This window comes from Mycolicibacterium stellerae (genome assembly GCF_003719305.1).
GTDB classification, from domain to species: domain Bacteria; phylum Actinomycetota; class Actinomycetes; order Mycobacteriales; family Mycobacteriaceae; genus Mycobacterium; species Mycobacterium stellerae.
Genome location: NZ_RARC01000029.1, coordinates 14,082 through 28,757, shown reverse-complemented (window position 1 = coordinate 28,757; position 14,676 = coordinate 14,082). Strand labels below are relative to the sequence as shown.

Here is a 14,676-nt window from a genome sequence, read left to right as displayed (position 1 = left end):
GCGCACACTGGTAGCCGATGCGCGCGTACGGCTTCACCGAGATCGGCGGACCTGACAAGCAGGCCTTCCTCGATGTCCCAGTCCCGCAACCCGGTCGCGACCAATTGCGCCTACGGGTTCGGGCAGCGGGCGTGAATCCCGGCGACTGGAGGGTGCGCGAGGGCTCCTACGGCCACCACGGCCCGACGGTGCTGGGGTGGGAAGTGGCGGGGACCGTCGAAGCGGTGGGGGCTGGGGTATCCGAATTCGTGGTTGGCGACGAGGTTTTCGGCGGTTGTCCTGACATGGTCGGTGGTTGGGCAGAGCAGGCGCTGACAATCGCCTCGTTCACCGCACGACGTCCTGACGCAGTGCGCCCGGAGGCCGCCGCAGCGCTGCCCGTCGCGGCGGCGACCGCATACGACGCCATGAACCGGTTCGGGCTGCCGGAGGGCTCCACGGTGTTGGTCAACGGCGCGGGCGGCGGGGTGGGCGTGCCCGCGGTGCAGTTGGCAAAAGCACGCGGGCTGCGCGTGGTCGGGGTGGCGAGTCCGGCCAAGCACGAGTTGGTGGCTCGGTTCGGTGGGATTCCGGTGGCCTACGGCGCGGGCGTCGAGGAGCGGGTGCGTGCGGCGGCACCCGAAGGGATCGATGCCGTCCTCGACATGGTGGGAGGAGATGCCCTGCGGACAATCGCGGCGCTCCTTGGCAATCGATCCCGCCTGACGTCGCTGGCCGACAAACCGTTGGCACTCGAGCTGGGGGGCTTCGAGCTCGTGCGTGACCGGAGCACCGCGGTGCTCACCGAACTGGCCCGCTTGGTGCAGACCAACATGCTCGACCCCTACGTCACCGACATCCGGCCACTGTCGGACGCGCAGGCAGCCATGGCGCTCGTCGAGCAGGGCCACGCGACGGGAAAGGTTGTGCTGATTCCCTGAAGAGCGTTTGAAAAGTCGCTGTGCCGGTCATCATGATCAAGTGAGACGGATCACACTGCCGGTGGTGGCCGGCGTAATGCTGTTGGTGTTGGCCGGATGTGGTGGACAACGAGGTGGTGAGGGCGGCGAAGCCGCCCAGGAGCCGACGACGTGCACGGTCGATTCCGACACCCGGCTGAGCATCGCGACCGGAAACACCACCGGTGTCTACTACAGCCTCGGCGGCGCGCTCGCCGAAGCGATCGGCAAGAGCAGTGGCGGAAAACTGAAGGCCACCGCGGCGGAGACATCGGCGTCTTTGCAGAACATCCAGCAGCTGGTGGCCGGAACCCACCAGGTCGCCTTCTCGCTTGCCGACACAGCGGCCGACGCGGCAGAGGGCAAGGAATCCTTCGACGAGCCGCAGCCGATCGCGGCGCTGGCCCGGCTGTACCCCAACTACACCCAGGTCGTTGCGCGGACCGACTCCGGGATCAACTCGATCGCCGATATGCGGGGCAAGAGGGTGTCCACCGGGGCGCCGAATTCCGGCACCGAGGTGATCGCCAACCGCATGCTCCAAGCGGCCGGGCTCGACCCTGCAAAGGACATCCAGGCGCAACGCACCGAGTTGGGCAAGACCGTCGAAGGCATGAAGGACGGCTCGATCGATGCGATGTTCTGGTCGGGCGGGCTGCCGACCAGTGGTATCACCGACCTCTTCACAAGCCAGCGCGGCAACGTCAAGTTCATCGACGTCGCAGGCACCTTGGACAAACTCAAGGAGATCAACACGATCTACGAGCAGGGCGTCATTCCGGCCGCGACGTACCAGACGCCCGAAGATGTGCCGACGGTGGTGGTGCCGAATCTGCTTCTGGTGAAAGACGATATGGACGGCAACACCGCATGTGTCGTCACCAAGGCGCTGTTCGAGAACAAGGCCGAACTGGTCAAGGTGAACAAGGCGGCCGATGGTATCAACCTGGAAACGGCCCGCCAGACCGAACCCGTTCCGTTGCATCCGGGTGCCAAGAAGGCACTCGACGAACTCGGCGCGAAGAGCTGACCGAGCGCGAAGACGACGACGGCCGGCCACAGCCGGCCGGAGATACCGCGACCAAGACAGCGCCTGCGGCAGCGGCAGCCTACGAAGAAGAGAAGCCCGCCCGCGAGCTGACCGGCTGGGTGAGCCATGCGGTCACCGCCGCATGTGTCCTGATCGGCGTGTCCGCGATCTATCAGGTCTTCTTCCCGCTGGCGCAGGGCAACCAGGTATCCCTCATCTACTTCCTGGCGGCGGTGCTGCCACTGACCCTGCTGTGCTACCGATCCGGTATCCGGTTGCGCCGCAAAACGACTGACTCCGAAGACGACGATCACGACGATCGACAAGAAGTTCCGGTCGGGAATCCGACGCTGGTGGACTGGCTGCTTGCCGCGATCGCCCTTGTGGCCTGCCTGTACCCGATACTTCCCTTCGAAATCGCGGGGGGCGGAGGCGGATTCGACGAGTTCCTCGGCAGGCAGGGCACCCCCGCAATGATCGACGTCGCGGTGGGCACCCTGGTCTTGCTGCTGGTGCTCGAGGCCTGCCGTCGAACGACCGGCCTGGCGCTGCCCATCGTCTGCCTGGTCGCCCTGGCCTACGCCTATTACGGCGGCTATCTGCCGCAAGGCGCGGCGATCGCGCACGCCGGAGTGAACTGGGACCAGATCATCAGCGCGTCGTTCATCCAGTCGACCGGCCTCTACGGTGTGCCGCTCGACGTCGCGGCCACCTACATCGTGCTGTTCACCATTTTCGGTGCGGTGCTTGACGCGTCGGGCGCCAGCAAGTTCTTCATCGACCTGTCACTCGCGGCATTCCGGAGGTCTCGGGCAGCGCCGGGCCGGACCGTCACCCTGGCCGGATTCCTCCTCGGCACGGTATCGGGGTCGGGGACCGCGACGACGGTCAGCCTCGGTTCGGTAACATGGCCCATCCTCCGCCGTGCCGGCTACCCGAGGGAGAACGCGGGCGGCATGTTGGCGGCCGCGGGCATCGGCGCGATCCTGTCGCCGCCGACGTTGGGGGCTGCGGCGTTCATCATCGCGGAGTACCTGGGTGTGCCCTATCTGACCGTGCTGGTGTGGGCGGTCGTGCCGACCATCCTGTACTACCTGGGCATTCTGCTGGCCGTCGAGATCGATGCCAGGCGCTACGGCACGCGTGAAGTCGAGATCAGCGAGCAGTCCGGCTGGCGGATTCTCGGCAGGTTCGGATACCACCTGATCTCGCTGGTGCTCATCGTGGTCTTCCTCGCGATGGACATCTCTGCCGTGCGTGCGGTGGTCTACGCGATCTTCATCCAGATCGCGCTGTCGTTCCTGGACTCAGAACACCGGCTGACCCCGGGCAGGCTCTATCGGGCGCTCGGCAACGGCGTCCGAGGAGTGCTCGCCGTCGCCACCGTCTGCGCCGCCGCAGGCGTGATCGCGGCGATGATCAGCAGAACCGGCCTCGGCCTGCAGCTGAACTCGATTCTCGTCAATACAGCAAGGGGGATCACCGAAAACCCCGCTCTGGTACTCGCTTTCACCGCGGTGTTCGCCGCGCTGGCGGTGGCGGTGCTGGGGCTGGCAGTGCCGGTGACCGCATCGTTCGTGATCAGCTGGGTGATCGTCGGGCCTGCGCTGCAAGACCTCGGCGTCGCGGCTCCGGCGGTCGCCATGTTTGTCTTCTACTTCGCGGTGCTGTCGGAGGTGACGCCACCGACAGCGCTGGCGTCCGTCGCTGCGTCCGCGATCACCGGCGGCAGGGTGATACCCACCATGATGCAGGCGTGGAAGTACACGCTGCCCGCTTTCCTCGTACCGTTCGCGTTTGTGCTGACCGACAACGGCGAGGGCCTGCTCGGCCTCCGTTCGATCGGCGACATGGCCTGGACCGCAGCGGTTTCCGCGCTCGGGGTGGCGGCACTCGCGGTCGTCACCGGCGGCTGGTTGATCCGGCGTGCGGGCTGGCCGGAACGGGTGCTGTGCGCACCCGCGGCGGCACTGCTGCTCTATCTGCACCCGACGACGATCGTCATTGGAGCGGCCCTGTTGGCGGTGGCGGTCGGCGTGAACCTGGTGCTACGGCGCGGCACGCAGGAGCCGGTAGCGGCCGCTGCTACTTCTTGAGACGTCGGCTTCCGGCGTGCCAATCCTCTTGTTTGCCAACGGCTTCGGTGTCGACACCAAAGCTGGCCAGCTGAGGCCGTTCGCGCAGACTGCGCTTGAGTTCGGCGAAGCCGCCGAACTCGGCAAGCCCGATGACATGATCCCACAGTTTGCCGGCGTCGTCGGGACTCGGCAGCCGGCTGATCACCGGGCCGAAGAACGCCGTGCCTCCGGGCGGCTGGAAGTGCAGGATCGGGGTGCCGACGTCACGACCCGTCAGGGCCAGCGCCTCCTCGGTCTCCGCGCGGATCTCGTCGTCGAGCGACGTGTCGTCGAGCGCGTCGGCCAACTCGACGGATAGGCCGACGTCGCGCAGCAGCGGCTCCAACACGCGCCGTGCGCCTTGGTCGGCGCCCGAGAGGGGATCGATCTCCCGCGAGGTGTCGAACAGCCGGGTGCCGATCGCCTCGTACAGCGGCCCGACTGCCTCCCGGCCGTGTTCGGCCCGCGTTCGGGCGGCAACCCGCAGCAGCCGCAGGCCTGCCGTGTGCCCGGCCTCGTACTCGGGTGGAAAGTGCGCGTCATAGTCGATGTGCGCGTTGAGGATTCGCAGCGAGATGAACCGCCAGTCCACCTGGTAGTCGCGCTGTGCGGCGACGAGCCGTACCCACTTGCTGGTCATCCACGCGAACGGGCAGACGGGATCGAAGTAGAAGTGCAGGTCCACCCGCACGATCCTAGGACGTGATCAGAAACGGGCGGATGCTTGCCCGGATCTGGTGAATGAGTCCGTCAGCGGCGGGAATGTCGAACGTTTCGTCGATGTGGGCGCCCACCCGCCGTCCGGCCAGCGTTGGCTTCGTCGTCAAGTCGAACCGCGCCCTCACCTGATCTCCGTCGACGGTGTACTCCGGCGTCGTCGCCGACTTGATGACCCGGTACTGCGGGCCGCCGTTGAGGCTGCGCCGCAAATGATCTCCGGAGAACCCCGTCTTCAGGCCGACCTCGATCCGTGTGCAGTCCGGCGCGAACGGCACGCTGTTCGCCTCGTGGCTCACCAGCGCGTCGATGTACGCCTGGGCGGCCGCGATCCGCTCGGCTTCGGTGAAGACGCGGGTCTCGGTCACTAGATCCGCTCGATGATCGTGCCGGTGGACAGGGCGCCGCCCGCGCACATCGTGATCAGCGCGGTGCTCTTGTCGGTGCGCTCCAACTCGTGCAGCGCGGTGGTGATCAGCCTGCTGCCGGTGCTGCCCACCGGATGGCCCAGCGCGATCGCGCCGCCGTTGACGTTCACCTTGTCCAGGTCCGGGTTGTGCACCCGCGCCCACGACAGCACAACGGACGCGAACGCCTCGTTGATCTCGGTGATGTCGATGTCGCCCATCTTCATCCCGGCCTTCTCGAGCACCTTGGCCGTTGACTGCACTGGCCCGTCGAGGTGGTAGTACGTCTCGGCGCCCACCAGTGCCTGGCTGACGATCCGCGCCCGTGGCCGAAGGCCCAGCGCCCTTGCCTTGTCCTCGTCCATCCACAACACCGCCGCGGCGCCGTCGGAGATCTGCGACGACGTGCCCGCGGTGTGGATGCCACCGTCGATCACCGGCTTCAGCGACGCAAGGCCTTCCAGCGTGGTGTCGCGCAGCCCCTGGTCGCGGCTCACGAATGCCCGCTCGGACGTCGGCTGCTTCTGCTCGTCGAGCACCGGCGCCTCGATGGGACTGATCTCACGGTCGAACCGGCCTTCGGCCCAGGCCTGCTTGGCCCTGCTCTGCGACTGGAAGCCCCACTCGTCGATGTCCTCGCGGGTGATGCCGCGGCGGCTGGCGATCCGCTCAGCGGCGGTGAACTGGTCGGGCAGGTCGATGTCCCACGACTCCGGCCGCAGCACCGAGCGGTCGGGCCCCGCGTTGGCGCCAAGCCCGACCGCGCTCATCGCCTCGACGCCGCAGGCGATGCCGACGTCGATGGCGCCTGTCGCAATGAGCCCGGCGATCAAATGGTTGGCCTGTTGCCCGCTTCCGCATTGGCAGTCCACGGTGGTGGCGCCGACATGCTCGGGCAAGCCCGCGACCAGCCAGCTGACCCGGGTGATGTTGTTGGACTGCGCGGCGAACTGCGTCACGCAGCCGCCGATCAGCTGCTCGACCTCGCCGGGGTCGATGCCGGCCTTGTCCACGAGCGCCTTCTGCGTCGCACCGAGGAGCTCGGTGGGATGCAGGCCGGACAACCATCCATTTCGCTTGCCGATCGGGCTGCGGGTGGCTTCAACGATGACAGGGTTACCCATCCCGCCAGGCTAGAACACGTTTCATTACTCTGACAAGCTGCGTTACACCCGAGCCTTTGATCTGCGGAGAGGGCATGTTTTACTGGCACTAGAACACGTTGCAATTGAGGAGTGCTTTGCTATGCCTGGCCCTAGTTCATGCCCCGTCAGCCCTGACTTCGACTTCCTCGACGCGACCTTGAACCTCGAGCGTCTGCCTGTCGAGGAGCTCGCCGAGCTTCGCAAGTCTGAGCCTATCCACTGGGTCGACGTGCCCGGCGGTACCGGCGGCTTCGGCGACAAAGGCTATTGGCTCGTGACCAAACACGCCGACGTCAAAGAGGTGTCCAAGCGCAACGACATCTTCGGCAGCTCACCCGACGGCGCGATTCCGACTTGGCCGCAGGGGATGACCCGCGACGCGATCGATCTGCAGAAGGCCGTCCTGCTGAACATGGACGCGCCGCAGCACACCCGCCTGCGCAAGATCATCTCGCGCGGTTTCACCCCGCGAGCCGTCGGACGCCTCGAGGAGGAACTGCGCACCCGCGCCCAGACGATCGCCGAGACCGCCGCATCCGAGGGATCGGGCGACTTCGTCGAGCAGGTGTCCTGCGAGCTGCCCTTGCAGGCGATCGCGGGACTGCTCGGCGTACCCCAAGAGGACCGCGACAAGCTGTTCCGCTGGTCCAACGAGATGACCGCAGGCGAAGACCCGGAGTACGCCGACGTCGACCCCGCGATGTCGTCGTTCGAGCTCATCACGTATGCGATGAAGATGGCCGAGGAGCGGTCGAAGAACCCGACCGACGACATCGTCACGACGCTGATCGAGGCCGATATCGAGGGCGAGAAGCTCAGCGACGACGAGTTCGGCTTCTTCGTCGTGATGCTCGCGGTCGCGGGCAACGAGACCACGCGTAACTCGATCACCCACGGCATGATCGCGTTCTCGCAGAACCCCGACCAGTGGGAGTTGTACAAGAAGGAACGTCCCGAGACCGCCGCCGACGAGATCGTCCGCTGGGCGACGCCGGTGTCGGCGTTCCAGCGCACCGCGCTCTCCGACGTCGAACTCGGCGGGGTGGAGATCAAGAAGGGTGAGCGCGTGGTGATGTCCTACCGCTCAGCCAATTTCGATGACGAGGTGTTCACCGACCCGCATTCCTTTGACATCCTGCGAAACCCCAACCCGCATGTCGGGTTCGGCGGCACCGGGGCGCACTACTGCATCGGCGCCAACCTCGCCAAGATGACGATCAATCTGATCTTCAACGCAGTCGCCGACCACATGCCGGATCTCAAGCCGACCGGTGAACCAGAGCGGCTCAAGTCGGGGTGGCTGAACGGCATCAAGCACTGGCAGGTTGACTACACGGGAACGTGTCCCGTCGCTCACTGACGAATCAAGGAGGATTCGGGTGGACTTCAGCCCAGACGAAGGGCAGCAGGCAGTCGCCGACGTCGTCACCTCGGTTCTGCAGCGTGACAACAGCTGGGACGCGTTGGTCGCGGGCGGTGTGACGGCACTGGGCGTGCCGGATCGCCTCGGTGGTGACGGCGTGGGACTGCCCGAGCTCGCGACGGCGCTCACCGAGATCGGCAGGCACGGCACCGCCGGTCCGGCGTTGGCTGCTCTCGGCACAACCGCCGTGCTCCTGGATCTCGCATCCGAGCCGCAGCAGGACCGTTACCTGGCCGGTGTAGCCAAGGGATCCATCGTGACGCTGGCCCTCAACGAACCCGGCGCAGCGTTGCCGGACAAACCGGCCGCCAAGCTCGCAGGCGGCAGGCTCAACGGCACCAAGATCGGCGTTCCGTATGCGGCGCAGGCGGACTGGATCGTCGTGACGGCCGATACCGGGGTCGTGGTGGTGTCGTCGCAGGCCGACGGAGTGCAGGCCACCCAGACGCCGACATCCAACCACTCCGACGAATACGTGGTTGCGTTCTCCGATGTCGCTGTTTCCGACGACGACGTCCTGGCGGGCGCGCAGGCGACGCGGGTCAACCAGCTGGTGCTCGCCGGCATCGGCGCATTCGCGTCGGGGCTCGTCGCCGGTGCGCTACGGCTGACCGCCGACTACGTCGCCAACCGCGAGCAGTTCGGAAAGCCGCTTTCGACGTTCCAGACCGTGGCGGCGCAGCTGGCCGAGGTGTACATCGCCTCTCGCACCCTGACATTGGCTGCTACCTCGGTGGTCTGGCGCCTCTCCGAGGGGCTGAACGCCGATGAGGATTCCGATGTGCTCGGCTACTGGCTCGCCTCACAGGCGCCGCCGGTGATGCAGTTGTGCCATCACCTGCACGGCGGCATGGGTATGGACATCGCCTACCCGATGGACCGCTATTACTCGACGATCAAGGACCTGGTTCGCCTGCTCGGCGGCCCGTCACACCGTCTGGATCTGGTGGGAGCCGCGCTGGGCGAGCGAAGCGACGGGAGTTAGGGATGTACATCGAACTGACCCCCGAGCAGAAGCAGCTGCAAGGCGAACTGCGCGAGTACTTTTCGAATCTCATCACGGCCGAAGAGGCCGCGGAGATGGAGAAGGACCGGCACGGCAAGGCCTACCGCGCGGTGATCAAGCGAATGGGCAATGACGGCAAGCTCGGCGTCGGCTGGCCCAAGGAGTTCGGCGGCCTTGGCTTCGGGCCGATCGAGCAGTCGATCTTCGTCAACGAGGCGCACCGCGCCGACGTGCCCTTGCCCGCGGTCACGCTGCAGACCGTCGGCCCGACGTTGCAGGCGTACGGAACCGAACTGCAGAAGAAGAAGTTCCTGCCCGGCATCCTCGCGGGCGAGGTCCACTTCGCGATCGGCTATACCGAACCTGAGGCGGGTACCGACCTGGCATCGCTGCGCACCACCGCGGTCCGCCACGGCGACGAGTACATCGTCAACGGCCAAAAGGTGTTCACCACCGGCGGACACGATGCGGACTATGTTTGGCTGGCGTGTCGCACCGATCCGGAAGCCGCGAAACACAAGGGCATTTCGATGCTCATCGTGGACACCCGAGATCCCGGCTACTCGTGGACTCCGATGATCCTGTCCGACGGTGCGCACCACACCAACGCCACCTACTACAACGATGTCCGGGTGCCTGCCGACATGCTCGTCGGCGAGGAGAACGGCGGCTGGCGCCTTATCACCACCCAGTTGAACAACGAGCGGGTGATGCTTGGACCGGCAGGGCGGTTTGCGGCGCTTTACGACCGCATCCACACCTGGGCGTCCAAGCCGGGAAGTAACGGGGATACCCCGCTCGACCACGACGACGTCAAGCGCTCACTCGGCGAGATCAAAGCGATGTGGCGTATCAATGAACTGCTCAACTGGCAGGTGGCGGCGTCCGGCGAGACAATCGACGTCGCCGATGCGGCCGCAACGAAAGTCTTTGGCACCGAGCGTATTCAGTATGCGGGACGACTGGCCGAGGAGATCGTCGGAGCGCACGGTAATCCGGCGGACCCGGATACGGCCGAACTCCTCGAGTGGCTCGACAGCCAGACCAAACGCAATCTGGTGATCACGTTCGGGGGCGGAGTCAATGAGGTGATGCGCGAGATGATCGCGGCTTCGGGGCTGAAGGTGCCGAGGGTACCCAGGTGAATCCGGACGACATCCACAAGGCCGTCGAACAGATCAAGGCGGCCGGGCGCAGCAAGCCGCGGGTCGGTCGTGATCCGGTGAACCAACCGATGATTCGGCACTGGGTCGACGCCATCGGTGACGACAACCCCATCTACATCGACGAGCAGGCCGCGAAGACGGCCGGCCACCCTGGTGTCGTCGCGCCGCCCGCAATGATCCAGGTGTGGACGATGATGGGCCTCGGCGGCAATCGCCCCGGCGATGACCCCATCGGGCCGATCATGGAATTGTTCGACGGAGCAGGCTTTGTCGGTGTCGTCGCGACCAACTGCGATCAGACCTACCACCGCTATCTGCGGCCGGGAGAAGACGTCAGCGTCGTCGCCGAGTTGACCGATGTCGTCGGCCCGAAGAACACTGCCCTCGGCGAGGGTTACTTCGTCAGCCAGCGGATCACCTGGCAGGTGGGCGACGAGGACGTCGCCGAAATGGACTGGCGCATCCTGAAGTTCAGGCCTGCAGACGCTGACCAGCCGCAAGCGGCGGCGGTTCCCGAGGACCTCGACGCCGACGCGATGATGCGGCCGGCATCCTCTCGCGACACCAAGTTCTTCTGGGACGGCGTCAACGCGCATGAGCTACGCATCCAGCGGCGAGGGGACGGCAGCCTGCAGCACCCGCCGGTGCCCGCGCTGTGGCAGGACAAAGAGGTGCCGACCGACTATGTCGTCGCCAGCGGCAAGGGCACGGTGTTCAGCTTCGTCACCCACCACGCACCGAAGGTGCCCGGCCGCACACTGCCGTTTGTCATTGCGCTGGTCGAACTCGAAGAAGGGGTTCGGATGCTCGGCGAGCTCCGAAACGTCGACCCCGCGACAGTCGCAGTTGGAATGCGTGTCCGCGCAACGTATATCGACTTCCCCGAGGGGGATAACGGACCGGCTTGGACACTGTATGCATGGGAGCCTGACGCATGAGCGCAACTCCATCTGATGTCGCCGGCCAAGCGGCTCCGGAAATCGAGGTGGGCACAAAGCTGCCGGAGCTGTCGCTGTACGGCGATCCGACGTTCATCGTGTCGACGGCCATCGCAACGCGTGACTATCAGGATGTCCACCACGACCGTGACAAGGCGCAGGCCAAGGGATCCAAGGACATCTTCGTCAACATCCTCACCGACACCGGGTTGGTGCAGCGCTACATCACCGACTGGGCAGGCCCGACCGCGATCATCAAGTCGATCAAACTGCGACTCGGGGTGCCCTGGTACGCGTACGACACGGTGACGTTCAACGGCGAGGTGAGCGCCGTTGAAGACGGCCTGATCACCGTCAAAGTCGTTGGCAGCAACAGCCTTGGCAACCACGTGATCGCGACCGGGACATTGACCATCGGAGGGAACGCCTGATGGGAACCGGTCAGCTGTCCGGCAAGGCGGCGATCGTCGGGATCGGTGCCACCGACTTCTCGAAGAACTCCGGCCGCAGCGAATTGCGTCTGGCGTCGGAAGCCGTACTGGACGCCCTCGGCGATGCGGGTCTGACGCCTGCCGACGTGGACGGCATGGTCACGTTCACGATGGACTCCAACACCGAGGTCGCGATTGCGCGCGCCACCGGCATCGGCGAGCTGAAGTTCTTCTCGAAGATCCACCACGGCGGTGGCGCGGCGTGTGCGACGGTGCAGCAGGCGGCGATCGCCGTGGCCACCGGAGTCGCGGATTGCGTTGTCGCATACCGGGCTTTCAACGAGCGGTCGGGGCAGCGGTTCGGCCAGGTGCAACTGCGGTTGGTGGAGAACGCCGACTCCACGGGTGTGGACAACTCGTTCTCGTATCCGCATGGCCTGTCCACGCCCGCGGCGCAGGTGGCGATGATCGCCAGGCGATACATGCACTTGTCCGGCGCTACGAGCAAGGACTTCGGCGTGGTCTCGGTGGCCGACCGCAAGCACGCGGCCAAGAACCCGAAGGCGTACTTCTACGAGAAGCCGATAAGCATCGAGGACCACCAGAATTCGCGGTGGATCGCCGAGCCGCTGCGGCTCCTGGATTGTTGTCAGGAGACCGACGGCGGGGTCGCCCTGGTCATAACGTCGGCGGAGCGGGCGAAGGATCTCAAGCACCGGCCCGCGGTTATCGAGGCCGCAGCGCAGGGTTCGAGCCCGGACCAGTACTCGATGGTCAGCTATTACCGCCCCGAGTTGGGGCTGCCCGAGATGGGTCTTGTCGGCAGGCAACTGTGGGAGCAATCCGGGCTGCAGCCGACGGATATCCAGACCGCGGTCCTCTACGACCACTTCACTCCGTTCACGCTGATTCAGCTGGAGGAGTTGGGCTTCTGCGGAAAGGGCGAGGCCAAGGACTTCATCGCCGACGGCGCGATCGAAGTCGGCGGCAGGCTGCCGATCAACACACACGGCGGTCAGCTAGGCGAGGCCTACATCCACGGCATGAACGGCATCGCCGAAGGCGTCCGGCAACTGCGTGGTTCGTCGGTGAACCAGATAGACGATGTTGAGCATATCCTCGTCACCGCAGGCACCGGTGTGCCCACTTCAGGTCTGATTCTCGGCTGACGCTGCAACCGGGCTGACAGTCCGAAATCCTGGCCACCGCGCTCGTTCGCGGGTGGCAGATTCGATGACGGCGCGACCAAGCCGGCGTGTTCTGTTCGCGATCGATAACCAGGAAACTGGCATCCGGGTTTGCCCTTGTTTCCAGCGCGATGCACTAGCTGAGTGTCTACGGGTTCCGTCGACCCGCAGAGCGAACATCAACTCTGGTCGCAAGAAATATTGCTAGATCTGCAATATGATGTCTATCTTGACGGAGAAGTCAATTAAAAAATGGCCAGACGAGGTGGTGTCGAACAAATAAATAGCCAGGTAGAAGGCAGTAATGACGACGCGGGACCCAGGTGTGGGCCAGGTCACCCACCGCTGCGCACCTGCGTAGGTCAAGTTATTTGCTAGATTCGCCTTGCGATGCGAAAGTACGAGTGGTAGCTTCCTAACTCCATGGACAACGTGTTCGCCACCCGTCAATCGACAGCTAACTCATAGAAATTTGCGTAGTCGTTGAAAACCACGACACACCGGCCGCACCCGCCGAGCGAGAGGGGGCGATGCCGCACCACGAACCGCGGATCGGCGCACACCACCACCCCCTGCGGTCGATTCCAACCAGCCGCGTCAACTGCTCATGGCGCGACACGAGAACCGGCGGAGTCGGTGTCCCCCTCACCGGCTCCGCTGGTTCTGCCAATGCACGTCAACGAAGGAGCGTCGGATGAAGGTTGTGTTGTTTTGCGGCGGCTACGGCATGCGAATGCGAACCGCCGAGGGTGACGTCATACCGAAGCCGTTACAGATGGTCGGCCCGCGGCCGTTGCTCTGGCACGTCATGCGGTACTACGCCCACTATGGTCACCGCGATTTCATCCTGTGCCTCGGTTACGGCGCCGAGAAGATCAAGGACTTCTTCCTCAGCTATCGGGAGACCGAATCCAACGATTTCGTGCTGCGCGACGGTCGCGTCGAGTTGGCGGATTCCGACATCTCCGATTGGCGCATAACTTTCGTGGACACCGGTCTGGAGTCCCCGATCGGCGAGCGGCTCCGGCGCGTCCGCCGCCACCTCGGCGATGACGAGTTTTTCCTCGCGAACTACGCCGACGTCCTCACCGATGCGCCGCTCAACACGATGATCGAAGACACGATCGCCGCGGATGCATCGGCGTCGATGCTCGTGGTCCCTCCCCAGTCGTCGTTCCACTGTGTTGATCTCGCGTCTACCGGTGAGGTCAAGGAGATTCTGCCGCTGAGCCAATTTCCTGTCGGCGTCAACGGCGGGTATTTCGTGCTCAAGCAAGACGTCATCGACCTGATACCCGAGAACGGCGACCTGGTCGGTGACGCCTGCCATGCACTGGCCGGCACGGGCCGCCTGATCGGATACAGACACGACGGCTTCTGGAAGCCCGCCGACACGTTCAAGGAACGCGCCGAGCTGGATGCCGACTACGTCAACGGGATCCGACCCTGGGCGGTCTGGGAGTCGGCCGAATTGGTGAAAGCCGCATCATGATCGACCTGCCGGTCACGCCGCTCACAAGCATCGCGCTGATCGGTGCGCACTGCGACGACATCGCGATCGGGGCAGGTGCCACGCTGCTGGAGCTCACCCGCGAGCACCCGGAGATCGTGGTGAACGGTTTGGTGCTCACCGGCGGCGGAACCGAGCGGGAAGTCGAGGAGAAGAATGCGTTCGCGGCGATGTGCGGTGAGGCCGAAGTCCGGCTGACTGTCGCGGATCTCCCCGACGGCGAGCTGCCTCACCACTGGGGTGACGTCAAAGGACTCCTCGCGACTTTTCGCCGCTCATGCGAACCAGAGCTGGTAATCGGCCCGCAGCGCCGCGATGCTCACCAGGACCACCGACTGATCGCCGAACTCATTCCGACCGAGTTTCGGGACCATCTGATTCTGGGTTACGAGATCGTCAAGTGGGAGTCCGACCTACCTACCCCGGCGGTGTACTCGCCGGTTGCGTCTTCGACGGCGGTACGAAAATCCGACGTGCTGCACGAGTGCTATCAGTCGCAGCTCGACCGTCATTGGTTCGACCGGGAAGCCTTTCTCGGGCTCATGCGAGTGAGGGGCGTGCAGTGCCACAGTCGCTACGCGGAGGCCTTCGTCGTTGAGAAGAGCCTCCTTCGTTTCGGCCGTTCCGCCTCATCGGTGTCAGAAACCCTCTGAACGAAGCG

The 14,676-nt window shown here is 65.1% G+C and carries 14 protein-coding genes; 11 read left to right on the top strand and 3 right to left on the bottom strand.

Going from position 1 to position 14,676, the window contains the following annotated elements:
- The first annotated feature begins 17 nt into the window (after window positions 1-17).
- The 3 genes from D6M19_RS26455 (at window position 18) to D6M19_RS26445 (ending at window position 4,064) form a co-directional block, all read left to right on the top strand.
- Window positions 18-920, top strand: coding sequence for an NADP-dependent oxidoreductase (locus tag D6M19_RS26455; protein WP_123028254.1), 903 nt, complete (start codon window positions 18-20; stop codon window positions 918-920).
- Window positions 921-996: 76 nt separating this feature from the next.
- Window positions 997-1,968: a TAXI family TRAP transporter solute-binding subunit gene (locus D6M19_RS26450; RefSeq protein WP_123028310.1), complete on the top strand. Its 972-nt coding sequence runs from the start codon at window positions 997-999 to the stop codon at window positions 1,966-1,968.
- 119 nt (window positions 1,969-2,087) lie between these two features.
- The gene (locus D6M19_RS26445) at window positions 2,088-4,064 is read left to right on the top strand and encodes a TRAP transporter permease (protein WP_327389826.1); all 1,977 of its coding nucleotides are present in this window, start codon (window positions 2,088-2,090) and stop codon (window positions 4,062-4,064) included.
- On the opposite strand, the gene D6M19_RS26440 is transcribed toward D6M19_RS26445, so the two are convergent.
- From D6M19_RS26440 to D6M19_RS26430, 3 genes are read right to left on the bottom strand one after another with little or no spacing between them, the layout of a single operon-like run.
- The gene (locus D6M19_RS26440; RefSeq protein WP_234835060.1) at window positions 4,054-4,725 is read right to left on the bottom strand and encodes a mycothiol-dependent nitroreductase Rv2466c family protein; all 672 of its coding nucleotides are present in this window, start codon (window positions 4,723-4,725) and stop codon (window positions 4,054-4,056) included. The genes D6M19_RS26445 and D6M19_RS26440 overlap by 11 nt on opposite strands.
- 55 nt (window positions 4,726-4,780) lie before the next feature.
- On the bottom strand, window positions 4,781-5,170 hold the full coding sequence (locus D6M19_RS26435; RefSeq protein ID WP_123028252.1) for a DUF8021 domain-containing protein: 390 nt from the start codon (window positions 5,168-5,170) through the stop codon (window positions 4,781-4,783).
- Window positions 5,170-6,333 carry a steroid 3-ketoacyl-CoA thiolase gene (locus D6M19_RS26430; protein WP_123028251.1) on the bottom strand — a complete coding sequence of 388 codons (1,164 nt, stop codon included), beginning with the start codon at window positions 6,331-6,333 and terminating at the stop codon, window positions 5,170-5,172. Before D6M19_RS26430 ends, D6M19_RS26435 begins: the two co-directional genes overlap by 1 nt.
- A gap of 121 nt (window positions 6,334-6,454) precedes the next feature.
- Here D6M19_RS26430 and D6M19_RS26425 point away from each other — a divergent pair, with 121 nt between their 5' ends.
- The 8 genes from D6M19_RS26425 to D6M19_RS26390 all read left to right on the top strand — a co-directional run bounded on the left by D6M19_RS26425 (window position 6,455) and on the right by D6M19_RS26390 (window position 14,668).
- Window positions 6,455-7,714, top strand: a complete 1,260-nt coding sequence (locus D6M19_RS26425; RefSeq protein ID WP_123028250.1) for a cytochrome P450 — start codon at window positions 6,455-6,457, stop codon at window positions 7,712-7,714.
- Between the two features lie 19 nt (window positions 7,715-7,733).
- Window positions 7,734-8,762: an acyl-CoA dehydrogenase family protein gene (locus D6M19_RS26420; protein ID WP_123028249.1), complete on the top strand. Its 1,029-nt coding sequence runs from the start codon at window positions 7,734-7,736 to the stop codon at window positions 8,760-8,762.
- Between the two features lie 2 nt (window positions 8,763-8,764).
- Window positions 8,765-9,928: an acyl-CoA dehydrogenase FadE29 gene (fadE29, locus tag D6M19_RS26415; protein WP_123028248.1), complete on the top strand. Its 1,164-nt coding sequence runs from the start codon at window positions 8,765-8,767 to the stop codon at window positions 9,926-9,928.
- Window positions 9,925-10,887 carry a bifunctional MaoC family dehydratase N-terminal/OB-fold nucleic acid binding domain-containing protein gene (locus tag D6M19_RS26410; RefSeq protein WP_123028247.1) on the top strand — a complete coding sequence of 321 codons (963 nt, stop codon included), beginning with the start codon at window positions 9,925-9,927 and terminating at the stop codon, window positions 10,885-10,887. The genes fadE29 and D6M19_RS26410 overlap by 4 nt, the downstream gene beginning before the upstream one ends.
- The gene (locus D6M19_RS26405; RefSeq protein ID WP_123028246.1) at window positions 10,884-11,318 is read left to right on the top strand and encodes a MaoC family dehydratase; all 435 of its coding nucleotides are present in this window, start codon (window positions 10,884-10,886) and stop codon (window positions 11,316-11,318) included. The genes D6M19_RS26410 and D6M19_RS26405 overlap by 4 nt, the downstream gene beginning before the upstream one ends.
- The gene (locus D6M19_RS26400) at window positions 11,318-12,487 is read left to right on the top strand and encodes a 17-hydroxy-3-oxo-4-pregnene-20-carboxyl-CoA lyase (protein WP_123028245.1); all 1,170 of its coding nucleotides are present in this window, start codon (window positions 11,318-11,320) and stop codon (window positions 12,485-12,487) included. The genes D6M19_RS26405 and D6M19_RS26400 overlap by 1 nt, the downstream gene beginning before the upstream one ends.
- Window positions 12,488-13,199: 712 nt before the next feature.
- The gene (locus D6M19_RS26395) at window positions 13,200-13,997 is read left to right on the top strand and encodes a glycosyltransferase family protein (protein WP_123028244.1); all 798 of its coding nucleotides are present in this window, start codon (window positions 13,200-13,202) and stop codon (window positions 13,995-13,997) included.
- Window positions 13,994-14,668: a PIG-L deacetylase family protein gene (locus D6M19_RS26390; RefSeq protein WP_123028243.1), complete on the top strand. Its 675-nt coding sequence runs from the start codon at window positions 13,994-13,996 to the stop codon at window positions 14,666-14,668. The genes D6M19_RS26395 and D6M19_RS26390 overlap by 4 nt, the downstream gene beginning before the upstream one ends.
- The last annotated feature ends 8 nt before the right edge of the window (window positions 14,669-14,676 follow it).